The 23,546-nt window shown below is 70.4% G+C and carries 16 protein-coding genes and 1 pseudogene; 5 read left to right on the top strand and 12 right to left on the bottom strand.

The features are described 5' to 3' along the window. Positions 1-27: 27 nt before the first annotated feature. A pseudogene (locus ACFWU9_RS25355) lies at positions 28-4,313 on the bottom strand (discoidin domain-containing protein). Positions 4,314-4,657: 344 nt separating this feature from the next. On the opposite strand from ACFWU9_RS25355, the gene ACFWU9_RS25350 reads away from it, so the two are divergent. Further along, positions 4,658-6,430: an ATP-binding protein gene (locus tag ACFWU9_RS25350; RefSeq protein WP_384322185.1), complete on the top strand. Its 1,773-nt coding sequence runs from the start codon at positions 4,658-4,660 to the stop codon at positions 6,428-6,430. After that, a complete protein-coding gene (locus ACFWU9_RS25345; RefSeq protein ID WP_384322183.1) occupies positions 6,427-7,107 on the top strand; it encodes a response regulator in 681 nt (226 codons plus the stop codon). The genes ACFWU9_RS25350 and ACFWU9_RS25345 overlap by 4 nt, the downstream gene beginning before the upstream one ends. A gap of 13 nt (positions 7,108-7,120) precedes the next feature. On the opposite strand, the gene ACFWU9_RS25340 is transcribed toward ACFWU9_RS25345, so the two are convergent. From ACFWU9_RS25340 to ACFWU9_RS25320, 5 genes are all read right to left on the bottom strand, one after another. Beyond that, entirely contained in the window at positions 7,121-8,869 is a 1,749-nt protein-coding gene (locus ACFWU9_RS25340; RefSeq protein WP_384322181.1) for a cation acetate symporter, read from the bottom strand. Then, entirely contained in the window at positions 8,869-9,450 is a 582-nt protein-coding gene (locus tag ACFWU9_RS25335) for a DUF485 domain-containing protein (RefSeq protein WP_384322179.1), read from the bottom strand. The genes ACFWU9_RS25340 and ACFWU9_RS25335 overlap by 1 nt, the downstream gene beginning before the upstream one ends. A gap of 96 nt (positions 9,451-9,546) precedes the next feature. Then, on the bottom strand, positions 9,547-10,227 hold the full coding sequence (locus ACFWU9_RS25330; RefSeq protein ID WP_384322177.1) for a response regulator: 681 nt from the start codon (positions 10,225-10,227) through the stop codon (positions 9,547-9,549). Continuing rightward, the gene (locus ACFWU9_RS25325; protein ID WP_384322175.1) at positions 10,224-11,474 is read right to left on the bottom strand and encodes a sensor histidine kinase; all 1,251 of its coding nucleotides are present in this window, start codon (positions 11,472-11,474) and stop codon (positions 10,224-10,226) included. The genes ACFWU9_RS25330 and ACFWU9_RS25325 overlap by 4 nt, the downstream gene beginning before the upstream one ends. Before the next feature lie 128 nt (positions 11,475-11,602). After that, positions 11,603-13,729 (bottom strand): type IIA DNA topoisomerase subunit B, encoded by a 2,127-nt coding sequence (locus ACFWU9_RS25320; protein ID WP_384322173.1) that lies wholly within the window; start codon positions 13,727-13,729, stop codon positions 11,603-11,605. Between the two features lie 434 nt (positions 13,730-14,163). Here ACFWU9_RS25320 and ACFWU9_RS25315 point away from each other — a divergent pair, with 434 nt between their 5' ends. Further along, complete coding sequence (locus ACFWU9_RS25315) at positions 14,164-14,394, top strand: hypothetical protein (RefSeq protein ID WP_384322171.1); 231 nt, start codon at positions 14,164-14,166, stop codon at positions 14,392-14,394. Between the two features lie 110 nt (positions 14,395-14,504). Here the strand turns inward: ACFWU9_RS25315 and ACFWU9_RS25310 are convergent, their stop codons facing one another. The 6 genes from ACFWU9_RS25310 to ACFWU9_RS25285 all read right to left on the bottom strand — a co-directional run bounded on the left by ACFWU9_RS25310 (position 14,505) and on the right by ACFWU9_RS25285 (position 21,960). Further along, a complete protein-coding gene (locus ACFWU9_RS25310; protein WP_384322169.1) occupies positions 14,505-15,353 on the bottom strand; it encodes a S1 family peptidase in 849 nt (282 codons plus the stop codon). Positions 15,354-15,498: 145 nt separating this feature from the next. Continuing rightward, on the bottom strand, positions 15,499-17,046 hold the full coding sequence (locus ACFWU9_RS25305; RefSeq protein ID WP_384322167.1) for an RNA polymerase sigma factor: 1,548 nt from the start codon (positions 17,044-17,046) through the stop codon (positions 15,499-15,501). A gap of 381 nt (positions 17,047-17,427) precedes the next feature. Further along, positions 17,428-18,315 (bottom strand): FadR/GntR family transcriptional regulator, encoded by an 888-nt coding sequence (locus tag ACFWU9_RS25300; protein ID WP_384322165.1) that lies wholly within the window; start codon positions 18,313-18,315, stop codon positions 17,428-17,430. A gap of 159 nt (positions 18,316-18,474) precedes the next feature. Further along, positions 18,475-20,211: an ATP-binding cassette domain-containing protein gene (locus ACFWU9_RS25295; protein ID WP_384322163.1), complete on the bottom strand. Its 1,737-nt coding sequence runs from the start codon at positions 20,209-20,211 to the stop codon at positions 18,475-18,477. Positions 20,212-20,327: 116 nt separating this feature from the next. After that, a complete protein-coding gene (locus ACFWU9_RS25290; protein WP_384322161.1) occupies positions 20,328-21,089 on the bottom strand; it encodes an NUDIX domain-containing protein in 762 nt (253 codons plus the stop codon). A 202-nt stretch (positions 21,090-21,291) separates the two neighbouring features. After that, positions 21,292-21,960 carry a TetR/AcrR family transcriptional regulator gene (locus tag ACFWU9_RS25285; RefSeq protein WP_384322159.1) on the bottom strand — a complete coding sequence of 223 codons (669 nt, stop codon included), beginning with the start codon at positions 21,958-21,960 and terminating at the stop codon, positions 21,292-21,294. Positions 21,961-22,047: 87 nt separating this feature from the next. Between ACFWU9_RS25285 and ACFWU9_RS25280 the strand changes: the two genes are divergently transcribed. Then, positions 22,048-22,926, top strand: a complete 879-nt coding sequence (locus ACFWU9_RS25280; protein ID WP_384322157.1) for an MFS transporter — start codon at positions 22,048-22,050, stop codon at positions 22,924-22,926. Between the two features lie 6 nt (positions 22,927-22,932). Continuing rightward, the gene (locus ACFWU9_RS25275) at positions 22,933-23,508 is read left to right on the top strand and encodes a hypothetical protein (RefSeq protein ID WP_384322155.1); all 576 of its coding nucleotides are present in this window, start codon (positions 22,933-22,935) and stop codon (positions 23,506-23,508) included. Positions 23,509-23,546: the final 38 nt, after the last annotated feature.

The following is a 23,546-nucleotide window of genomic DNA, read 5'->3' as shown; positions in this document are numbered from 1 at the left end:
CGGTGCCTCGCGCCGTGTGCCGCTGTCCTACGGGTTGATATGGATCTTGAAGTTGGGCGTGGTGTTCTTCACGTCCAGAGCGTTGCCGCTCATCCTCAGACCGTTGAACGTGACCTCACCGACCGCGGGACCCTGCCCCGCCTCCGACATCTCGTTCGCCCACAGACCGAAGCCCGACTTGGCGTCGAAGGCGTCACCGCTCTTCTTGGCGCCGGTGATCGAGATGTCGCTGAGGATCGTGTCCTTGATCGGGAACTGCGGTTGTCCTCCCACGTAGTTGGTCTGGAACATGATCCCGCTGTACGTCGGGTCGACGATGTCCACATTGTTGATCCGGATGCCCTGGAACACCTTGGACGCGGAGAACAGCCAGATTCCGGGGAATGTCTGCGAGCCCCAGAAGTGACCGCCGGCTCTGACGATCGACACGTTCTCGATCGTCGTGGGCTCGGTCCCGAAGCCGTTCATCGGATAGCCGAAGTCCAGTGAGCTGACCGTGATGCCCGAGTAGACGAGCGTGTCCGCGATGTGGATGTTGCGGAAGGTGTTGTTGAAGCCGCCGTAGACGGCCACACCCGCCGCGCGCCAGGTCAGGATCGACGTCAGGTTCTCGTAGACGTTGTCCTTCATGTCCGCGCCGCCGGCGTCGATCGCCGAGAAGAGCGCGAAGCTGTCGTCTCCCGTGGCCCGGGCCTCGTTGTTGGTCACGAGGTTGCCGGTGCTGCCGTTGGTCATGTTGATGCCGTCGGCGAACATGTTGCGGATACGGGAGTTCTTGATGGTCATGTCATCGGTGTTCGCGCCCCAGTAGAGGCACACCATGTGCTCGTTCCAGATGTTGTCGATCTCGATGTCGCGCACATTCGAGAAGTCGAACACCTTGCCCGGACCGTCGATACGCGAGGTGTAGTTGCCGAAGTACGCGAAGTTCTTGAACGACGAACCCGCGGCGGCGGCCTCGGCCCGGAAGCCGACGTCGGTGTTGTCCTGCGTCGACGGGGCGTGGAACTTGGTGTACCAGGGACCGGCCCCGATCACCTGCACGGGCTTGCCGTACACCTGGAACTTGCTGGCCGTCTGGTAGTCACCGGCGGGCAGGTAGACACCCTTCAGGGTGCCCGTGTTGTCCATCCGGACCCGGTCCAGGGCGTTCTGCACGTCCTGGTGGGTGAAGCCGGCCGGGACCGTGTACGTGGCGGGGTCCGGGTTGGCGACCGGTGCGACCTGCTCCAGGTTGATGAAGTCGATCGCGTAGGTGGTGTTGTTGGCCGCGTCCTTCTGCAGCTTGATCTTGCTGCCCGCCGGGACGGTCTTGCCCAGCATCACGTTCGCCTCGTCGTAGATGTGACGGGGCGCGCCCTGGCCCGGGGAGTTGCCCGGTCCCGCCTCGGCGCCGTACAGCCAGGCGTACTTGGACGTGAGGTCGATCGCCTTGAGGAAGACCCCGTCCACATAGACGTTGAGCGTGGAGTTGATGCCCCCGCCGCCCGCCGAGTCGGGGATGGAGAACCGGGTCACCAGCGTGTTCGTGCTGGCCCGGGTGGTGAACTCGACGAACTCGCCGGTCGCGTCGAGGTTGACGGCCCTGCGGCCCGACGCCTCGCCCGCGATGTCGCCGATCGTCCGGTTGGGACCGACCTTCGTCGCGCCGCCGCCGGTGGTGCCGTCCTCGGCCTCGTACATGTCGAACGGCATGTTGGCGCCGCGGCCGACGAAGAGCGGCTGGGTGCTGGTGTTGTTCTCGCGCTTGACCGGCACCTCGTTGGCGTCGTCCGCGACGACGACCCGCACGGTGTACGAGCCGTTGGCGGCGGTCCAGGTCCCCATCGAGACCGGCGCCGCGGTGGCGCCCGCCGCGATGGCCCCGCTGTGCGCGCCCGTGAGGGTGCGCACCGTGGCGCCCTCGGAGTTGAGCACGGTCAGGGTGATGCCGTGGCTGCCGCCCGCGGAGGCGACGGTGCCCTGGTTCTTGAGCGTGACGGAGAAGTTGACCGTGTCACCGGCCGCCGGGGCGGACGGGGACGAGCCCAGGGTCGCCACCAGGTCGGAGCTGGCGACCGGCTTCACCACCAGCGGGGACGCGGCGGTGAAGGTGTTGTTGGTCTCGTTCTGCTCGATGACCGCTTCCGCCACGTCGGCGACCGCGCTCAGTTCGTAGCTGCCCGCGTCACGCGGACCGATCGAGGCGCTGACGTTCGCCGACGCGCCGGGGGCGAGGGTGCCCACCGCCGCCGTGCCGACCTTGGAGTCACCGAGACGGAACTCCAGCGAGCTGGCGGCAGCGGCGACCGTGCCGTTGTTGCGTACCGTCGCCGACAGGGTGATCGGGTTGGACTCGACCGGCTCGGTGGGAGACGCGGTCACCGCCGTGACCTGGAGGTCCGGGTTGGGCGCCGGCTCACCGAGCACCTGGAACTCGGCCACCTGGCCCGCGCCGGCACCGGTGTTGGAGGTGAACCGGACTGGACGTCCGCGACATTGCCGGAGACCGGGATCGTCACCTGGTTCCCGGAGGCCGGGCTGAACGCGTAGTCCTTCGCGGCGGCCAGGCTGGTGAAGCCCGTGGCGCTCTGCTCGCGCCCCAGCACCTGGATGTTCTGGGTACGCGGTCCCCAGCTGCTGTCCGGGTTGAGCTTGACGACGACGCTCTCGGTGGAGGCGTTGGCGCCCAGCTTCACGGTCAGCGTGTTGGGGTAGCTGCCCCCGGCGCCCTCCCAGTAGGTCGACGTCGAGTTGTCGTTGGCGTTGGCCGCGACGAACGTGTGGACCACGGAGGAGGCGCTGATCGGCTTGCCGACGGCGAGGTTGGAGACCGAGCCGGTGCTGCCGGTGCGCACGACCGTGTTGCTGTTGCCCGACCGGTTGCCCGCCGCGTCCCTGGCCCGTACGAAGTAGGAGACCGTGGTGCTGGCCGGCTGGGTGTCCGTGAAGGTCAGGACATTGCCCGCGACGGTGTCGCGCAGCACGTTGTTGGCGTAGACCTCGTAGCCGGTGACCGCCGTGTTGTCGCTCGACGCCTGCCAGGTGAGCCTGACCTGGGTCGGCGACGGCGTGGTGTGGGCGAGGCCCGTGGGCGCGGTCGGCGCCTGGGTGTCGCCGCCGGCCGGCCTGCGGGTGACGGTGTTGCTGTTGCCCGACTGGTTGCCCGCCGCGTCCTTGGCCCGTACGTAGTACGAGACCTCGGCGTTGCCGGGCTGGGTGTCGGTGAAGGTGGTGACCGTGCCGGCGACGCTGGTGCGCAGCACGTTGTTGGCGTAGATGTCGTAGCCGGTGACCGCCGTGTCGTCGGTCGACGCCTTCCAGGTCAGCTTGATCTGACCGGAGGCGGGCTCGGTGTACGCCAGCTCGGTGGGCGCCGTCGGGGCCTGGGTGTCGCCCGTCTCGGGGCCGTAGATCTCCAGCTCGGAGAGCTGGGCGCCGGGCTGCTCGGTGTTGGCGGTGACCAGGACCCGTACGTAGCGCGTGGTGGTGGCGTCGAAGGGGATCGTCACCGTGTTCCCGGAGCCGGGCGCGAACTGGTACGCCTGGGAGGCGGTCAGGTCCGTGAAGGAGGTCCCGTTGGCGCTGCCCTGGATCTTCAGGGTCTGGCTTCGCGCTCCCCAGCCGTCGGGGAGCTTCAGCACGACGCTGTTGACGCGGACGGAGGAGCCGAGGTCGGCCTGGATCCACTGGGGGAAGGCGCCGTTACGGCTCTCCCAGTAGCTGGCCTTGTTGCCGTCGTTGGCGTTGGCCGCCGCGTACACCTCGGTGTGGCTGCTCTCGGTGAGCGTCCGGCCGGCGGCCAGGTTCACCGACGCCGCGGCGGCCTTGTGGACCTGGAGCTCGGCGAGCTGGCCCGCGGAGGCCACGGAGTTCTTGGTGATGTTCACACGGACGAAACGCGCCCGGGTGGCGGGGAACGAGATGCTGACCTCGTTGGCCTCGCCGGGACTGAAGGTGTACGAGGCTGAGGTCTTCAGCGTGGCGAAGCTGGTGCCGTCGGCGCTGCCCTGGACGGCGAGGGTCTGCCTCCTGGTCTCCCAGTCCGCCGGGAGCTTCAGGGTGACCTGGTCGATCCGGGCGGCGGAGCCGAGATCGGTCTGGACCCACTGGGGAAGGCTCTTGCCCGAGCCCTGCCAGTAGGTGGACTGGTTGCCGTCCGCGACCATCCGGGCGGAGTGGTCGATCGACGCGCTGCTCGCCGCCGCGGTGGAGCCCGCGGCGATGTTGGGACCGTCGGCCGCCGAGGCGGTGAGCGACGGCCAGCCGACCATCAAGAGACTGGTGGTGACGACGGCGGAGAGCGCCCGCCATCTCCAGCGGTGAGATCTCATGTATCCCCGATCTTCGGCCTCGGCGCGGGGGCGCCGGGGCGCGGCTCTGTCTGCATGGCTGGTGCCACCTGGCTGGTGCGACAAGCGTTTCTGCACTGACGAGAGGGATCTTTTGCGTTGTGCGGTCAGAGAGTTGCAGAGAAATGCGAGAGCGTCCACCAGTCCGACAGAACCAAGTCGGCCGTTCTCTGGCGCGAAAACACCCACAACGGACCCACCAGCCCCTATCAGTCAGCTTTCCAGCGAACCTTCGGCAGGCCGCAAGCGGGCCGCAAATCGCGTAAGCCATTTGCGTCATCCTGGAAATTTCAGAAAGACACCTGCGCGGTCTACCGTTCTCGACCATGAGCGCCGGACCGACGACCTCGCAGCGACGGCGGCGATTCGGCTGGCCACGGCGCGTCTTCTCGCAGGTGCTCCTGATGCAGCTGGCCGTCGCCGCGGGTACCGCCGTGCTCGCCACCGGACTCTTCCTCCGACCGCTGAGCGACCAGCTCGACGACCAGGCGATGCGCAGGGCGCTGGCGATCGCCGAGACGACCGCCTCCGAGCCGGTCGCAAAGGCCCTGCTGGCATCGCGGCCGTCGGTGGACGGCCCGGTGCAGACGGAGGCGGAGCGCATCAGACGGGCCACCGGCGCCGAGTATGTCGTGATCATGGACAGACGCGGGGTCCGCTGGTCACACACCGACACCGGCCAGATCGGCCGGGTCGTCTCCACCGACCCCAGCCAGGCGATCGCCGGCAAGGACGTCATGGAGATCGACAGCGGCACCCTCGGCCGCTCGGCGCGCGGAAAGGTCCCGCTGCGCTCCTCGTCCGGGGAGATCATCGGCGCCGTCTCGGTGGGCATCGCCTACGACAGCGTCCGGACGCGTCTGCTGGCGACGATCCCCGGACTGCTCGCGTACGCGGGCGGCGCCCTGGCCGTCGGCGCGCTCGCCGCGTATCTGATCTCCAGACGGCTCCAGCGCCAGACCCATGACCTGGCCTTCTCCGACATCTCGGCGCTGCTCGCGGAGCGCGAGGCCATGCTGCACAGCCTGCGCGAGGGAGTGATCGCCCTCGACGGGAGGGGCCGGATCCGGCTGATGAACGACGAGGCGCAGCGGCTCCTCGGTCTCGGGCCCGAGGCCACCGGACAGCCGCTGGACATGGTGCTCGGCCCGGGGCGTACCACCGATGTGCTGGCGGGCCGGGTGGCCGGCGACGACCTGCTGACCGTGAGCGGCGGCCGGGTGCTCATCGCCAACCGGATGCCGACGGACGACGGCGGCGCCGTCGCCACACTCCGTGACCGCACCGAGGTCGAGCGGCTGGGCCGGGAGCTGGACGCCACACGCGGTCTCATCGACGCGCTGCGCGCCCAGGACCACGAGCACGCCAACCGGATGCACACGCTGCTGGGGCTGCTGGAGCTGGAGATGCACGACGAGGCGGCCGAGTTCGTGACCGAGGTCGTCGGGGTCCACCGCGCCACCGCCGAGCAGGTCACCGAGCGGATCCACGACCCGCTGCCGGCCGCCCTGCTGGTGGGCAAGGCCACCGTCGCCGCCGAGCGGGGTGTCTCGCTGCGTATCTCCCCCGCCACGCTGCTGCCGGACCGGCTCGTCGACCCGCAGGGGCTGGTCACGGTACTGGGCAATCTGGTGGACAACGCGCTGGACGCCACGGCCGGCTCGAAGGACGCGCGCATCGAGGTGGAGGTACGGACCGAGGGCCGTACGGTCGTCCTGCGGATCTCCGACAGCGGGCCCGGGGTCCCGGCGGAGCGGCGCGAGCTGGTCTTCACGGAGGGCTGGACGACGAAGGAACTGCCCGCGCACGGGCGGCGCGGGCTGGGCCTCGCCATGGTGCGAAGGCTCGCCGAGCGTCAGGGCGGCAGCGCGCGGGTCGGCGAATCGGCGGACGGGGGCGCGGAGTTCACCGTCGTACTGCCCGAGGCGCTGGCCGAGGAGAGGGGCGAGGAGACGGAAGGGGTGGCGGGCGAGTTGGCGGGCGCGGAGCTGGGTGAGGTGGCCGAGGTGGCTGAGGTGGCAGGCGATACGGCGGGGGCCCCGGCGGGTGGCGTGCCGGGTGATACGGCGGGGCCGGTGACCACGGGAGAGACACGATGATCGACGTACTGGTCGTGGACGACGACCTCCGGGTCGCCGACATCAACACCGCCTATGTGGCGAAAGTGGCCGGTTTCCGGGTCGTCGCGAAGGCGCATTCGGGGGCGGAGGCGCTCACCTGCCTCGCCGACCGACCCGTCGATCTGATCCTTCTCGACCACCATCTGCCCGACCGCAACGGCCTCTCGGTGGTACGGGAACTGCGCGGGCTCGGCCATCCGACCGACGTGATCATGGTGACCGCCGCGCGCGACGTGGCCACCGTCCAGGCCGCGATGCGCCACGGGGCGCTCCAGTACCTGGTCAAGCCCTTCAGCTTCGCCGGGCTGCGCACCAAACTGGAGGCGTACGCGAGGCTCCGCCGGATTCTGGAGAGCGGCGGCGAGGCCGAACAGGCCGACGTGGACCGGATGTTCGGCGCGCTGTCGGCGCCCGCGGCCCCGCCCGAACTGCCCAAGGGCCACTCGCCGAGCACCGCCGAGGTGGTACGGCAGGTGCTGCTCGGCGCCGAAGGGCCGCTCTCCGCTCAGGAGATCGCCGAGTGCGCCGGCATGAGCCGGCAGACGGCGCAGCGGTATCTCAAACTGCTGGAGCGGGCGGGCCGGGTACGGCTCAGCCTCCGGTACGGCGAGACGGGCCGCCCCGAGCACCGTTACGCGTGGACGGCCGGCGGCTGAGCCGGTCCGCCCGTCAGACGGCGCCCGCTCCGGTGAGTGAACGCACCTCGGACTCCGCGTGCTTGGCCTCGTCGGCCGGTTCGCGGGAGAGGACTGTGCCGATCCAGCCCGCCAGGAAGCCGAGCGGGATCGAGACCAGGCCCGGATTCTGGAGCGGGAAGACATGGAAGTCCACGCCCGGGAAGAGCGCCTCGGGGGTTCCGGAGACGACGGGTGAGAACACCACCAGGAGCACCGCCGGCACCAGTCCTCCGTAGACCGACCAGACCGCTCCGCGCGTGGTGAAGTTCCGCCAGAAGAGCGAGTAGAGCAGCACCGGGAGATTGGCGGAGGCGGCGACGGCGAAGGCGAGACCGACGAGGAAGGCCACGTTGAGATCGCGGGCGAGCAGCCCGAGCGCGATCGCCACGGCGCCGATGCAGGCGGCCGCGATCCTGGCCACGGCGACCTCGCCGAGCGGCTTGGCATGGGGGGCGGCGCGGTTGCCCGCCCGGGAGTTGGCGCGCCGCCTGCCGCGCCGCCCGCCGTGCGGCCTGGCTCGCGACTCGGCGTAGGGCCCCGCCTGCGGTCCGGTGCGCTGCCCGGCGTGCGACCCGGCGTGCGGCCCGGCGTGCGGCCCGGCGTGCGGACGCTTGAAGGAGGCGTAGAGGTCGTGCGCGACGGACGCCGACGAGGCGAGTGTGATGCCCGCGACGACGGCGAGGATCGTCGCGAAGGCGATGGCGGCGACCACGGCGAAGAGGACCGTGCCGCCGGTGGAGCCCGCGCCCCCGCCCAGGTCCAGGGCGAGCAGCGGCACCGCCGTGTTCCCCGCCGCGCTCGACGCGCGTACCTCGTCGGTGCCGACCACGGCGGCGGCCCCGAAGCCGAGCACGATCGTCATCAGATAGAAGCCGCCGATCAGTCCGATGGCCCAGACGACCGAGCGGCGCGCCGCGCGGGCGGTCGGCACCGTGTAGAAGCGGGAGAGGATGTGCGGCAGCCCGGCCGTACCGAGCACCAGGGCGAGCCCCAGACTGATGAAGTCGAGGCGTGCGGTCCACCCCCCGCCGTAGGCGAGACCGGGCGACAGGAACTCCTTGCCGTGGCCGCTGCGTTCGGCCGCGGTGGTGAGCAGCGCGTCGAAGTCGCCGTGGAAGCGGAGCAGTACGAGAACGGTCAGCGCGACCGTGCCCGCCATCAGCAGCACGGCCTTGACGATCTGGATCCAGGTGGTGGCCCGCATCCCGCCCAGCGTCACATAGACGACCATCAGCGCGCCGACGCCGATCACCGTCCACGCACGCGCCGCCTCGCTCGTGCCTCCCAGCAGCAGTGCGACCAGACTGCCCGCCCCGACCATCTGCGCCACCAGATAGAGAACGGACACGGCGACGGAGGACGTTCCCGCCGCGATCCTCACCGGGCGCTCGCGCATCCGCGCGGCGACGACGTCGGCCAGCGTGAACCGGCCGCAGTTGCGTACGAGTTCGGCCACCAGCAGCAGGACGACGAGCCAGGCGACGAGGAAGCCGACGGAGTAGAGCATGCCGTCGTAGCCGACGAGGGCGATGAGACCGGAGATACCGAGGAAGGAGGCGGCGGACATGTAGTCACCGGCGATGGCGAAACCATTCTCCATGGGAGAGAAGAGCCGTCCGCCGGTGTAGAACTCCTCCGCCGAGCCGTGCCGCTCGCGGCTCACCCAGGTGGTGATGCCGAGGGTGACGGCGACGAACCCGCTGAACAGCAGCAGCGCCAGGGTCTGATGGTCGCCGCTCATCACCGCTCCCCCGCCCGCGCGATGTGGTGCTCCCGCGTCCTGGGGCGCTCCCAAGTCCCGTGGTGTTCCCGCGTCCCGTGGTGCTCCCGGGTCCGGGTCCGGTCGAAGACGTTCCAGCGCAGATCGAGCGCGTCCCGGTCCCGGTGCAGCCGGGCATGGCGTGAGTACGCCCACGTCAGCAGGAACGTGCTGAGGAACTGGCCCAGCCCGGCGACCATCGCCACATTCACCGCCCCCGCCACCGGGCGCGCCATCAGGTCCGGCGCGGTGGTCGCGGCCACGACATACGCCAAGTACCAGGCCAGGAAGGCGAGCGTGGCCGGCCCGACGAAGCGCCGGTAGCGGCCGCGTACCTCCTGGAAGGCCGCGCTCCGCTGGACCTCCAGATAGATGTCGGCCGCGCGGGGCCGGTCTCCGTGCTCACCGGCGCCCGCCCCGGCGTGGGTCGTGCCCGTGGCCGGCGCGAGGGGGGTCGTCGGTGTGCCCGTACCGTCCAGTTCGCCCCAGCCGGAGGCTGGCGCGTCGTACCAGGGGTCGTCGGTCCGCACTGCCGCGGCGTCGCGCCCCTCCTGCTTCTCCACCGGTCAACTCTCCTTGTCAGCGAGCCGTTTCGGCCGCGCCCCAAGAATGGGCAGATCGGGAAGATCCCGGACTCTTCTCTCTTCGACTTCACCCCATCAGGTGATGTTTGTCCCGGGTGGCTGGATGAGCCCGTGCTGATAGGCGTAACGGACCGCCTGCGCCCGGTCGCGCACCCCGGCCTTGCCGAAGATGTTGTTGATGTGGGTCTTCACCGTCGCGGCCCCGATGCGCAGCCGCCGGGCGATCTCATGGTTGGAGAGGCCCTCGGCGACCAGGGACAGCACCTCGGTCTCGCGGGCCGTGAGCCCGTCGGGGGCCGCGTCGCGCTCCGGTACGGCGGAGACCGCGCTGACCCGTTCCAGCAGTCGGCGCTGCACGGCGGGGGCGAGCCCGGCGTCCCCGGCCATCACGTCCTGGACGGCCTTGACTATCTCGTCGCCGCTCGCGTCCTTGGTCAGATATCCGCGCGCGCCGGCCCGTAGGGCGGGGAACAGCGAGTCGTCGTCGTCATAGGTGGTCAGCACCACGACCTGGGTCGCCGGGTGCCGCTCACGGATGCGGCGGGTCGCCTCGACCCCGTCGCAACGCGGCATACGCAGGTCCATCAGGACGACGTCGGGGCCGAGTTCACCGACGAGGGTCACCGCCTCCAGGCCGTCCTTCGCCGCGCCGACGACGTCGATGCCGGGCATCAGCCCGAGCAGCATCACGATCCCCTCGCGCACCACGGCCTGGTCGTCGACCACGATCACCCGCGCGGCTGTGGCGGCGCTCACGCGGGCACTCGCAGGCGCACGGTGAAGCCTTCCCTCCTGGACCGGTCCCGGGGATCGGTGCCGTTCGCGTCTGCGCCCTCCCCGGAATCGCGCGGCCCGGGACCGCTCGCGACGCCGCCTCCTCCTACGGAGGCCGAGGGGCCCGCCTCCAGACTGCCGCCGAGCAGTTCGGCACGCTCCCGCATCCCCAGGAGGCCGAACCCGGAGCCGGAGAGGGCCAGTTCACCGCCCGGCGCGTCCGCCCCCTCGTCCCGTACCTCCAGCGTCACGACACCCTCCCCGTACTCCAGCCGCAGCGTGACGTCCGCCCCCGGAGCGTGCTTGCGCGCGTTCGTGACGGCCTCCTGCGCGACGCGGCGTACGGCCCCCGAGGCCTCCACGGGCAGCAGCCGCGACTCCCCCACGACCTCGGTGCGCACCCCGTCGACCGCCAGCTCCCGCAGATAGTCCTCGACAGGCACCATCTGCCCACGGAGCGCCGAGAGCGCCTGCCGCGTCTCGGCCAGGCCCTGTCTCGCCATGGAGCGCGCCTCCACCACCCGGCGCAGCACCTGCTCGCGGTCGTATCCGCCCTCGATCTGCAGCCGGGCCGCCTCCAGATGCACGAGCTGCGCGGAGAGGCTGTGGGCCAGCACGTCATGGATCTCGCGGGCGATCCTGGCCCGCTCGGCCAGCGCGGCGGAGTCGGCCTCGGCCGCCCGCGCCGCCCGCTCCTCCGCCAGCAGCCGGAAGCCGGTCACACGCGCCTGGGCGTCGAGCCGCAGTGTGTAGCCGCCGAGCAGGACGGCGCTCATGGTGACGATCACCGAGGGGAGCGCCTCCTCGTTCGCCAGGGCGAGGACCGCGAACAGCGACGTCCAGACGCCCAGGGCAGCGGCGAGCGGCAGTCTGTCCATCGCGAGGACACCGCCCATGACCCAGAGCAGCGCGGCCGTCTTCTCGGCCCCCGCCGCGTACGCGCCTCCTCCCAGGAGGGCGGCCAGGAGAAGCAGCCCCAGGGAGGCGAGCAGTCGGCCCTCGATGGTCCACCGGTGGAAGAGCACCACGATCGCCAGGAAGCAGAGCAGCCCCAGCACGGGCAGCACCAGGAGCCGGCCGTGGAAGGCGTCGGAGTGGTACGCGCTCACGACCAGCCAGCAGGCGAGCACGGAGGACAGCAGATAGTCCAGCGCGGTCCTGACGGGCGGCAGCCCCACCCGGGTCAGCGCCTCTCTGCTCGGCCACGCGGTCCCTGCGCCGATCGGCATCCGAAACCCTCTCTCTCGGCGTCGATGCTACGGAGCGCGAAGGGCCGCGGAATCCTCTTCCGGGTGGAACCGTGAACGGCACCGGGCTCCACCCGTGGGTGGAGCCCGGTGGACGGTCGGGCGCCGGGTCAGACGTCGATCCTGGCGCGGTCCAGCGTGGCGGCGGAGCTGGTGATGAACTCCTTGCGCGGCGCGACCTCGTTGCCCATCAGCAGATCGAACACCTGCTCGGACGATTCGAGGTCCCCGATGTTGATCCGCCGCAGCGTGCGGTGGCGCGGGTCCATGGTGGTCTCCGCGAGCTGGTCGGCGTCCATCTCGCCGAGGCCCTTGTAGCGCTGGATGGAGTCCTTGTAGCGCACGTTCTTGCGCTGGAACTCCAGGAGCGTCTGCCGCAGCTCGTTGTCCGAGTACGTGTACACGTACTTGTCCTGGCCCTTCTTGGGCTGCACGAGCTCCACCCGGTGCAGGGGCGGAACCGCCGCGAAGACCCGGCCCGCCTCCACCATGGTGCGCATGTAGCGCTGGAACAGCGTCAGCAGCAGACAGCGGATGTGCGCGCCGTCGACATCGGCGTCGACCAGCAGCACGATCTTGCCGTAGCGCGCGGCGTCGATGTCGAACGTCCTGCCCGACCCGGCCCCTATGACCTGGATGATCGCACCGCACTCGGCGTTCTTCAGCATGTCGGACACCGACGACTTCTGAACGTTGAGGATCTTGCCGCGGATCGGCAGCAGCGCCTGGAACTCGCTGTTCCGGGCGAGCTTGGCCGTACCGAGCGCGGAGTCGCCCTCGACGATGAACAGCTCGCTGCGCTCCACGTCGTCGCTGCGGCAGTCGGCGAGCTTGGCCGGCAGCGACGAGGTCTCCAGCGCCGTCTTCCTGCGCTGCGCCTCCTTGTGCTGACGGGCGGCGATACGCGTACGGGCCGCGGCGACGACCTTCTCCAGGACGGCCCGCGCCTGCGCCTTGGCGTCCCGCTTGGTCGACGTCAGGAACTCCTTGAGCTCCTTGGAGACGACGTTGGCGACGATCCGGTTGGCCGCCGACGTCCCCAGGATCTCCTTGGTCTGGCCCTCGAACTGGGGCTCGGCGAGACGGACCGTGACCACGGCGGTGAGCCCTTCGAGGGCGTCGTCCTTGACAACGTCGTCCTCGGCGACGCGCAGGAGCTTCGCCGAGCGCAGCGCCTCGTTGACCGTCTTGGTCACCGCGCGCTCGAAGCCAGTCATGTGCGTGCCGCCCTTGGGGGTGGCGATGATGTTCACATAGCTGCGCATCGTGCTGTCGTAGCCGGTGCCCCAGCGCAGCGCGATGTCGACGCCCAGCTCACGGGTGACCTCGGTGGGGGTCATATGACCGCGGTCGTCCAGGACGGGCACGGTCTCCTTGAAGACGCCCTGGCCGGTCAGCCGGAGCACGTCGCAGACGGCCTTGTCCTGCGCCAGATACTCGCAGAACTCGCTGATCCCGCCGTCGTAACGGAACGTCTCCTCGACCGTCTCCCCGCCCTCGCTCTCGCCGGCCGCCCGCTCGTCGCGTACGACGATGGTCAGCCCCGGCACGAGGAAGGCGGTCTGGCGGGCACGCTGGTGCAGCGTCTCCAGCGAGAGCCTGGCGTCCTTGAGGAAGATCTGCCGGTCCGCCCAGTACCGGATCCGGGTGCCGGTGCGCGTCTTGGGCACCCGCTTGCCCTTCAGCAGGCCGTTCGCGGGATCGAAGGGGGCGTCGGGGCCGGACTCGGTGAACATGCCGGGGACGCCGCGGCGGAAGCTGATCGCGTGCGTGGCGCTGTTGCGGTCGACCTCGACGTCCAGCCGGGCGGAGAGGGCGTTGACGACGGAGGCGCCCACACCGTGCAGACCGCCGGAGGCCGCGTACGAGCCGCCGCCGAACTTCCCGCCGGCGTGCAGCTTCGTCAGGACCACCTCGATGCCGGAGAGGCCGGTCTTGGGCTCGACGTCGACCGGAATGCCCCGGCCGTTGTCCTTGACCTCGACCGAGCCGTCCTCGTGCAGAGTGACGTCGATCCGGTCGCAGTACCCCCCCAGGGCCTCGTCGACGGAGTTGTCGATGATTTCCCAGAGGCAATGCATCAGGCCACGGCTGTCGGTCGACCCGATGTACATACCGGGTCGCTTCCGGACCGCTTCGAGCCCCTCAAGGACGAGCAGGTGCCGCGCGGTGTAGTTGGAACCGTCACGATCTGCGGTCAGCAGCGCACTGGACGGCACGGACGTCTCGGCGGTCACGCGGTTCGCTCCTCGCTGAATTTGAAATGTGGCCCGATGGGTAAGGGCCCGGCATCGGTCGCCGCTCAGAGGGTACAGAGGCCTGGTAGAGCCGTTGTAGCGCCACCCTATTGAATTCTCATGCTAGCCGAGGCTCGCATGAGTGTTCGATCCCTCGATGGAGTGAAGCACACATCACGTTCCCTTCCAGGCATGAACCATTTAGGCTCCGGGCACGTCCTCATGAACAACCGGCAAGCCAGCCGGTGAGGATCGACCCCCTGACAAGCAACGCGAAACCGTAAAGCTAAGCAATACGGCTCATTCGCCGCCAACCGGCAACACACAGCCGCCTCGGGAAGAAGTTTCGAGGAAAGGCCGCGAGCGGGAACGTTTTCGGCCTGGTTGGATGTTGACCCTGGTACGACAGCTCGTCGAGCTAGAGAAGAGGCGACGTGACTACTGTTCTGACCCCCGCGAGCCCGCTGACGGCCGCTGACCGCTGCGACCGCTGCGGCGCCCAGGCATATCTGCGCGTCGTCCTGACCAGCGGTGGTGAACTGCTCTTCTGCGCCCACCACGGACGCAAGTTCGAGCCGGAACTCAAGAAGATCGCCGCGGAAATACAGGATGAGAGCGACCGACTGACGGCCGTGCAGGCCGCCGGTGGTGAAGAGGAACGCTGATCCCTCGCATCCACGACGAGCCAAGGGCCGATCCAGGACCGGCCGACGGGCCGCCACCCCGCTGAAACCGGGACGGCGGCCCGTTCTCGTTGATCGGGCCCGGCGCCCCCTCAGCCCCTGCGACGGCTGCCCACGGCCCCGGCCACCTGGTCCACGGCCGAGGTGATCCGGGTGTAGACCCCCGGACTCCCGGCCTTTCCGCACCCGCTCCCCCACGAAACCAGCCCGATGAGCCGCCCACGGGCCACCAGCGGCCCTCCGCTGTCGCCCTGGCAGGCATCGTGCCCGCCCTTGGGATCGCCGGCACAGAGCATCGTGGAGGCCTCGTAGCGGCCCCCCGAGCCCCCCGGGTAGGCCCGCACGCACTCGGAGTCCGCCAGGACCTTCACGGGAGCGGAGCGCAGCGCGGAGGCGTATGCGCCCTGGCCGGTGGTGTCGCCCCAGCCGTAGACCTTCGCCGGGGTGCCCGGAGCCAGGGCCTCCGTGCCCGGATCGGCCGGCCGGACGGCGTACCGCGCGGGCAGCGGCTCGGCCAGTGTGAGCACCGCGAGGTCCGAGGCGTGGGTGGCCGGGTCGTACGCCGGGTCGATCCGTACGGAACCGACCCGGACCTCCCTGCCGCCCTTCCCCCGCAGCTCCTCCCGGCCGGCGATGACCCGCAGATCGGTCACGTCCTCGGGCTTCACCCCGAGCACGTCCCTGCCCATGCAGTGCGCGGCCGTGAGCACCTTCGTCGGCGCCACGACCGCGCCGCCGCAGAACTGGCCCGCACGGGTGTCCCCGAACCGCTCGCGGCTGGACAGCGCCACGACCCAGGGACTCTCCGCGGCCGGCGCCGGCTCCCCTCCCACGACCACCCGGTCCGCGGCGGCCGGTGAGGGGGACACGAGCGGCAGCACCGCCCCTGCGGCGATCGTGGCCAGTCCTCCCGTGAGCACTCGGGCAATAGGGCGACGCATACTGGCTCCTGACTCTCCGGTGACTCCTACTGACACAGAGTCACCCATTGAGCCGACAAACGCATCCCCGCAACGCCTGAGGGCCCGCGATCCCGGTCGGGATCGCGGGCCCTCGGCAGGGGCCGCGCCGGTACGGAGAACCGGCCTAGTCCAGGTAGTCGCGCAGAACCTGCGAACGCGAGGGGTGACGGAGCTTGGACATCGTCTTGGACTCGATCTGACGAATGCGCTCACGCGTGACGCCGTAGACCTTGCCGATCTCGTCCAGCGTCTTGGGCTGTCCGTCGGTGAGGCCGAAGCGCATGGAGACCACACCGGCCTCACGCTCGGAGAGCGTGTCGAGCACCGAGTGCAGCTGCTCCTGGAGCAGCGTGAAGCTGACCGCGTCCGCCGGGACGACGGCCTCGGAGTCCTCGATGAGGTCACCGAACTCGCTGTCCCCGTCCTCACCCAGCGGGGTGTGCAGGGAGATCGGCTCACGACCGTACTTCTGGACCTCGATGACCTTCTCGGGGGTCATGTCGAGCTCCTTGGCCAGCTCCTCCGGGGTGGGCTCACGGCCCAGGTCCTGGAGCATCTGGCGCTGCACGCGCGCGAGCTTGTTGATGACCTCGACCATGTGCACCGGGATACGGATGGTGCGGGCCTGGTCGGCCATGGCGCGGGTGATCGCCTGACGGATCCACCAGGTGGCGTACGTGGAGAACTTGTAGCCCTTGGTGTAGTCGAACTTCTCGACCGCGCGGATCAGACCCAGGTTGCCCTCCTGGATCAGGTCCAGGAAGAGCATGCCGCGGCCGGTGTAGCGCTTGGCCAGCGAGACCACCAGACGGAGGTTGGCCTCCAGGAGGTGGTTCTTGGCGCGGCGCCCGTCCTCGGCGATGATCTCCAGCTCGCGCTTGAGCTTGGGGGCGAGCTTGTCGGCGTTCGCCAGCTTGTCCTCGGCGAACAGACCCGCCTCGATGCGCTTGGCGAGCTCGACCTCCTGCTCGGCGTTGAGGAGCGGGACCTTGCCGATCTGCTTGAGGTAGTCCTTGACCGGGTCGGCGGTGGCGCCGGCGACGGCGACCTGCTGGGCAGGCGCGTCGTCCTCGTCGTCGTCGGAGAGGACGAAGCCCTTGTTCTCGCCCTCGGTCTCCTCCTCCTCGCCCTTGCCGGCCTGCGCCTCCTCGGGCGTCTCCTCGCCCTCGGCGGCCTCGTCGGCATCCTTCTTGCCGGCGGTCTTCTTCGCCGCGACCTTCTTGACGGCGGTCTTCTTCGCCGCCGCCTTCTTGGCCACGGTCTTCTTCGCCGCCGCCTTCTTGGCGGGCGGGGCGGTCTCGTCGGCGGGCGTCTCGACGGTCTCGGCGACCGGTGCGGCGGTGGCCGCGACGGTCTTCGTATGAACGGTCTTGGCGGCGACTGTCTTGGTGGCGGTGCGCTTCGCCGGGCTCTTCGCAGCGACGCTCTTGCGGGCGCGCTTCGGCGACTCCGCGGCACTGACCATCAGCGTCACACCCTCTTCCTCGAGGATCTGGTTGAGGCTGCGCAGAACATTCTTCCACTGGGTTGGCGGAATCTGGTCAGCCTCGAAGGCCCGACGCACGTCGTCGCCGGCGATCTGCCCATCAGCCTTTCCCCGCTCGATGAGCGCCATCACAGACTCGGACTCGGCGATCTCCGGCGGGAGCGTACGGGATGTGCTGGCCGACACGAACAACCTCTCGGAACGATGGAAACGGCTTCCGGCTCCCCCCAAGGATCGGGGCGGAGCCGACGACCGTCGACTGGGGATGCGCCGACGGCGCGGGCTGGACCTCGGAGGCTGCGTACAGCGCCACTCCTCGTGGCGCTATTCCCTCCGTGGCTGTCACCTCTTAGGTCATCGCCCTGCCTCGCGGAGTGTTACGCCCATTCCACGTGGCCCGAGTCACACCTCATTTACGGCAAAGCAGCCAGAAGGGATTTATCGCGCATTCGTGCCGCCGGGCCCATGGGTCCGGCGGCACGTGACGCGTACGCCCCCGTCCGTCCTGACCTCTCTCTTCTCCTGCTCGGCACCGCGGGACTCGCCCTCAGTACCCCGGTGGCGCCCTCAGTGCTCGCGGGGCGCGGGAACGACTCGTTCCACTTCAGGGTGGACCATCAGAAGCTGCCGCATGGCCGATTCGGACGCCTGCGCGTCACCCGCCGCGAGGGCCTCGACGATCCGCCCGTGGTGCGCCAGCGACGCGTCCGTCGGGCGGTCACAGCCGGTGACGGGGCCGCCGGAGACCTGGAGGGCCGCCGAGACGATCCCCGAGAGGTGCTCCAGCATCCGGTTGCCCGCGAGCTGGATCAGCAGGGAGTGGAATTCGGCGTCGGCGCGCGAGAACGTGATCGAGTCACCCTGGGCGATGGCGTGGCCCATGATCTCGACCATGTCGGCGAGCCGCTGCTGGACGTCCTCGCGGCCGTGGCCGGCGGCGAGGCGCGCCGCGAGCGGCTCGATCGTCCAGCGCAGCTCGGTCAGCTCGCGGCGCTGGTCGTCGCGTTGCGGCCCGAACGCCCGCCATTCGATGATGTCGGCGTCCAGCAGGTTCCAGTCGCTGACCGGGCGGACCCGGGTGCCGACGTTGGGGCGGGCGCTGACGAGGCCCTTGGCCTCGAGGACGCGCAGGGACTCGCGGACCACCGTGCGGGAGACCTCGAAGCGCTGGCCGATCTCCTCCGGTACGAGCGGCCGGTCGGCGCCGAGATCGCCGGAGACGATCATCTGGCCGAGCTGCTGGACGAGTTGGCCGTGCAGGCCCCGGCCCCGGCTGCCCGCCGAGCGCCGGCCCACCCGGCCCAACTCGTTGTCCGCGCCGTCCCAGGCGGGGGTGGGAATGCGGTCGGCGCCTGGCGCCTCCGCGTAGGGGTAGCGGTCGATTCCGCCCGCGGCCGCGAGGCCGGAGTCGACGGAGCGGGCGGCGGTCATCATGGTGTGCGCAAGGGTACTCACGCATCCTTTGTCGGCTCCGCTCGTCGGCCCCTTGAGGTCTTTGGTGAAAAGCACACGAAAGGGTGATCGGCGCCCGCCCTTCGATTGACGACTTATCGTAAAGAAGCGGGCGGAATCAGGGAGTTATGGGCAGGGGCGACAGCTCCGGTCTTTCGGTGATCACCAACGGGCCCTGCGGCGAAGGCTCGTGAACAGATACGCGCACAGCAGGGCGGACAGCGAAAGCGTCAGAGCCGCCCCGACCGGCTGGGAAAGGACCCGACCGGTGGCGGCCAGCCAGGGGTCGGCGGCCTCCGGCCATCGCGCCCACGCCAGTTCACGCAGTCTGGACGGCAGTCCGACGATCGAACGCGCTGACGGGACGGCGAGTCCCTTCTGTACGAGGGGGACGACCACGACCGGTACGGCGAGCACGGCGGCGACTCCCGCGCCGGTGACCCGGAAGATGCCGGCGCCCAGCAGACCCGCCCACGCGCAGCCGACGGTCAGTCCGGCCCAACTGGCCGCGAGCGAGGGCCAGTCCGGGGGCACCACGTCCGTTCCGCCGCCGTACACCAGTCTCATGGCCTGTGAGTCGACGACGACGGTGAGGGCCGCGAGCAGCAGGGCCGCCGCGCCGGTGACGGTGAGTTTGGCGAACAGCAGGCCGAGGCGGCGCGGGACGGTGCCCCGGCCCGCCGCGAGGGCGGGGTAGCGGAACTCGTCGCCGAAGGCGAACGCGCCGAGCAGACCGGCCCCGAGGGCGGCCGGCGGCAGCGGGAGGAAGGTGGGCCAGGCCGCGAGGAGCCCGGGCAGCGGGGTGTTGCCGGTGCGGGCGAGCGGCAGGGTCAGCGCGAGGGAGGCGGTCAGGACGGCGGCGGCGACCAGCCAGGCGGTCCGTACGCCGAGGAAGCGGCGGAGCTCGTACCGGAACGGGCGCAGGGGGCCCCGCACGGGCCGCGCGGGCAGCGGAGGCGGAAGAACCCCCGCGCCGGACTCCGAGGGCGTGCGCCGTACCTCTGAGGGCGGTGGCGGGGGCGCCTCGCCGGTGTCCCCTGTCTCGTCGGCGAGTTGGTGGACGAGGATGTTGTGCCGGAAGGCCGTCTCGCCCAACTCGGCGCAGTTGCTGCCGAAGACGGTCAGTCGGCCGCCGGAGTCCGTGACGATCTCGACGGAACGGCGTTCGGCGCGCGCCTCGCGGTTCACGGCGTCGGCGAGCCGGGCCGCGTGCGGGGTCCGGACGACGACGCGCGGGCGCAGCCGGGTCCGCGCGAAGTCGGCGGCCTCCTGGTCGGCGACGAGACGTCCTTCGTGGAGGGTGACGACACGGTCGGCGGTGCGGGCCGCTTCCTTGGGATCACTGGTGGTGTAGAGAACGGTGCCGCCGCGCGCCGCGTGTGCGCGGAGCAGTCCGTGCAGCCAACTGTTCTCACGGGGCGAGAGACCGGCGGCGGGCTCGTCGAGGACGAGCGTGTGCGGGTCGCCCAACAGGGCGGCGGCCAGGCCGAGTCTGCGGTCCATGCCGAGAGAGAGGGTGCCCAGCGGTTCGTCGCGCAGGGCGCCGATGCCGACCAGGTCGAGGAGGACGTCGGCGCGCGCGGCGGGCACGCCGGCGGCGGCGCAGAGCATACGGAGCTGGCCCCTGGTGGTGCGCGCGGGGTGCCCGGGAACGTCGCCGAGCAGGACCCCGACCTCGCGGGCCGGGTGGGCGATGCGGTGGAGGGGCCGGCCGCGGAAGTAGGTGATTCCGCGGCCGGATTCGAGTTCGAGCATCAGCCGCAGGGCGGTGGTCTTGCCGGCGCCCTCGTCGCCGAGCAGCGCCGTGACGCCGCCGGCCGCGGCTTCGAAGGTCAGATCGTCCACGGCGGGCGGGAGGTCGCGGCGGGGGGTGCTGGTGAGTCCGATGGCCTGGAGCATCGCTTCTCTCGCGGGGAGGTGAGACCGCTCGGCGGCAGTATGGGTACCGCAGCAAGATAACGCGATATGTCCGACTTGTGGCGCAGGGTGGTGGCCACGGGTGTCAGACGGCGGGCTCAGACCTCGGGACGCAGCATCGGGGGATTGAGGACCGTGGCCCCGCCCGCCCGGAACAACTGGGCGGGCCGGCCGCCCTGCCGTGTGGTGGTGCCGCCGGACGGCACCAGGAAGCCGGGGGTGCCGGTCACCTTGCGGTGGAAGTTGCGGGGATCGAGCGCGACGCCCCACACCGCCTCGTACACCCGGCGCAGCTCCCCGACCGTGAACTCCGCCGGGCAGAAGGCGGTGGCCAGCGAGGAGTACTCGATCTTGGAACGAGCCCGCTCCACCCCGTCCCCCAGGATGCGCGCGTGGTCGAAGGCGAGCGGGGTGGGCTGTTCGTCGTCGCGACCGAAGCCGCCCTCGTGGTCGAACAGCGCGTCCACGGGCGCCCAGCGGGCGCTGTTGGCGTCGCCGCCGGCGCGGGGCGCGGGAAGGTCGGGCGCGAGCGCCAGATGGGCCACGCTGACGACCCTCATCCGCGGGTCGCGCTCCGGCGCCCCGTAGGTGGCGAGCTGTTCGAGATGGGCGCCGTTCGCCGCGGGCGACGCCGGGTCGTGCGCGCAGAGGCCCGTCTCCTCGGCCAGCTCGCGGGCGGCCGCCGCACCGAGATCCTCATCGCCCTTGACGAAGCCGCCGGGCAGCGCCCAGCGCCCCTGGAAGGGTGCTTCACCACGCCGTACGACCAGCGCACACAGGGCGTGGCGACGCACGGTGAGCACGACCAGGTCGACGGTGACTGCGAACGGGGGGTAAGCCGACGGGTCGTAGGGCGACATGCCGGTGATCTTAGTCGTCTGCCTGACGATAAACATCCGTTCCGCTCAGGTCGGCCGACTGCGGGTTCCGCGATTCCGGCGACCCTTCGCGTGGCACGGGCACGGTGTGGACGTCTCCGCGTGATGGTCCGTCCGGTGGACGGCACGGCGCACCACTTGGACAGCGCGGCGGCTCCTGGAACCGCTCGACCACCACCGCGGGCTAGCGGGCGGGCACGCCGAAGGCGCGGATGAAGGTGTGCACCCCGCTGGCGACGACCGTCCGCAGCCGGTCCTCGGCGACGTTGCGGGGATCGGGCTGGTCGTCGTTGGCGAGCAGGAGCGTCAGGGCGCCGAAGTGGAACGCGGCGATACGGGTGTCGTCGATGTCCAGGAGCCCGGCCTCGACAAAGCGGTCGAAGCGTGCGGCGAGAGCGTGGACGACCGGCTCGGTGGAGACGTCGTCGGCGGGAGCCTCCGTCTGCCATCGGCGCTGGTTGACGAGGGTGAGAACCCCTCCGTAACCCTGCGAGCCCATCATCATCGTCGCCAGGTCGCCGGCGAGGTCCGTCAGCGCCTCCTCCAGCCGCGGGAGCGTCTGGATGTCCGCCTCGTCGATGTGCCGCCGCAGAGCGTCGTCGGCCGAGGCGCGCAGCGCTTCCGACACGTCGACGAGGATCGCGAGGAACAGCTGCCGCTTGCTGCCGAAGTGGCTGTAGAGCGTCGCCTTGGACACCTGGGCGCCGGCCGCGACCGCGTCCATGCTGACGTGGTCCACCCCTTCCCTGACGAACAGCTCGCGCGCCGCCGTGAGGATCGTCGCGCGCTTCTTGGCCGCGCGCAGGCCCCTACCGCTCAGCGGCTCGGCCTGCGGAAGAGGTGCTGTCGACATGGAGCCATGATAGCCAGCTCACAGGACTGCCAGTACTGAACGGTTCAGTATTGCGAATCGGTACTGAACCGTTTAGTTTTGCTTTTCATGAGTGCTTCCACGAGTACGACGACCTCCCTGAGCGCCGGGGTCTCGGACCGGCGGCTGACCGCGATCGGCGCCGTGCTCGCCCTGGGCGCCCTGATCACCCTTCTCGACACGACGATCGTCAACGTCGCGCTGCACCGGCTGCAGACCGGGTTCGGCTCCTCCGTCGCGGACACGCAGTGGGTGGCGACCGGCTATCTGCTGGCCTTCGTCGCGGTCATCCCCGTCAGCGGCCGGCTGTCGGAGCGAATCGGGTCGCGCACCTCATGGATGCTGGCCCTCGCCACGTTCCTGGCCGGTTCCGTGCTGTGCGGCGTCGCCGGCTCGCTGCCGGAGCTCATCGCCTACCGCGTCCTGCAGGGGATCGGCGGAGGCATGGTGATCCCCGTCGCCATGGGGCTGATGACGCAGGCCGCTGGCAAGGAGCGCGTCGAGCGCGCCATGCTCGCCGTCGCCCTGCCGGCGGCGCTGGGCCCGATCCTGGGCTCGGTCCTCGGCGGAGTGATCGTCGAGTCCTGGAACTGGCACTGGATCTTCCTCGTCAACGTGCCGGTGTGCCTGGTCGCTCTCGGCCTGGGCCACTTCGTCCTTCCCCGCGTGCCCGGACAGCGGGACAAGCGCTTCGACACCCTCGGCTTCGCCCTGCTGACGCCCGGAGTCGTCGCCGTCGCCTTCGGCGTCGGCAAGTCCGCCGAAGGCAAGGGCTTCGCAGCCGCCAACGTCTGGGCGTCCCTGACCGCGGGCGTGATCCTGCTGGGCCTGTTCACCCGGCACTCGCGGCGCTCGGCCGACACGGCACTGATCGACATACGGGTCTTCGCCCGCAAGAGCTTCGGGATCGGCAGCCTCGTCACGTTCGTCAGCGGCTTCTCCCTGTAAGCGCTGATGCTGCTGATGCCTCTGTACTACCAGGTCGTTCGCGGCGAATCCGTGCTCGCCACCGGGCTGCTGCTGATCCCGCAGTCGGTGGGCACGATGCTGTACTTCGGCCTCGTCCGGAAGTTCACCCGGCGCCTGGACGGAAGGATCGTCATCGGCGGCGGGCTGCTCCTCATGATGATCGGCGTGCTGCCCTTCGCGCTCTCCGGCGCCGGCGCGAGCACTCCGCTCCTGCTGGCCGGCCAATTCGTCCTGGGCATCGGCTTCGGCGCGAGCACCTTCCCCGTGCTCTCCCTCGCGCTGGCCGGTCTCTCGCACGACGAGGCGCCGCGCGGCAGCGTGGCCTTCAGCATCGTGCAGCGCGTCGGCTCGCCCTTCGGTGTCGCCGTCGTCTCCGTCATCCTCCAGAGCGGCCTCAACAGCGCCCGCGCACCGCACGAAGTCCTCGACGCCTTCACCGGCACGTTCTGGTGGACGCTGCTGTTCACCGCCATCCCGCTCCTGGTCGTGCCCTTCCTCCCCGGCAAGAACGTCGTGGAACCTGACCGGGCCACCGATGAGCTGGAGCCCGCGGCCGCGTGAACTCCACCTCACCCCGACCCGCTCCAGGGGCGGCCCTC

It is taken from the genome of Streptomyces sp. NPDC058653, from assembly GCF_042716895.1.
Classification (GTDB): Bacteria; Actinomycetota; Actinomycetes; order Streptomycetales; family Streptomycetaceae; genus Streptomyces.
The sequence above is the reverse complement of the archived record's forward strand: the minus strand, read 5'-3'. Positions and strand labels throughout refer to the sequence as shown.

Coding starts and splice junctions, on each gene's coding strand:
- ACFWU9_RS25285 (WP_384322159.1), bottom strand. CDS start 21,960: ATGTCGACAGCACCTCTTCCGCAGGCCGAGCCGCTGAGCGGTAGGGGC.
- ACFWU9_RS25295 (WP_384322163.1), bottom strand. CDS start 20,211: ATGCTCCAGGCCATCGGACTCACCAGCACCCCCCGCCGCGACCTCCCG.
- ACFWU9_RS25280 (WP_384322157.1), top strand. CDS start 22,048: ATGAGTGCTTCCACGAGTACGACGACCTCCCTGAGCGCCGGGGTCTCG.
- ACFWU9_RS25290 (WP_384322161.1), bottom strand. CDS start 21,089: ATGTCGCCCTACGACCCGTCGGCTTACCCCCCGTTCGCAGTCACCGTC.
- ACFWU9_RS25340 (WP_384322181.1), bottom strand. CDS start 8,869: ATGAGCGGCGACCATCAGACCCTGGCGCTGCTGCTGTTCAGCGGGTTC.
- ACFWU9_RS25325 (WP_384322175.1), bottom strand. CDS start 11,474: ATGCCGATCGGCGCAGGGACCGCGTGGCCGAGCAGAGAGGCGCTGACC.
- ACFWU9_RS25350 (WP_384322185.1), top strand. CDS start 4,658: ATGAGCGCCGGACCGACGACCTCGCAGCGACGGCGGCGATTCGGCTGG.
- ACFWU9_RS25275 (WP_384322155.1), top strand. CDS start 22,933: ATGCTGCTGATGCCTCTGTACTACCAGGTCGTTCGCGGCGAATCCGTG.
- ACFWU9_RS25345 (WP_384322183.1), top strand. CDS start 6,427: ATGATCGACGTACTGGTCGTGGACGACGACCTCCGGGTCGCCGACATC.
- ACFWU9_RS25310 (WP_384322169.1), bottom strand. CDS start 15,353: ATGCGTCGCCCTATTGCCCGAGTGCTCACGGGAGGACTGGCCACGATC.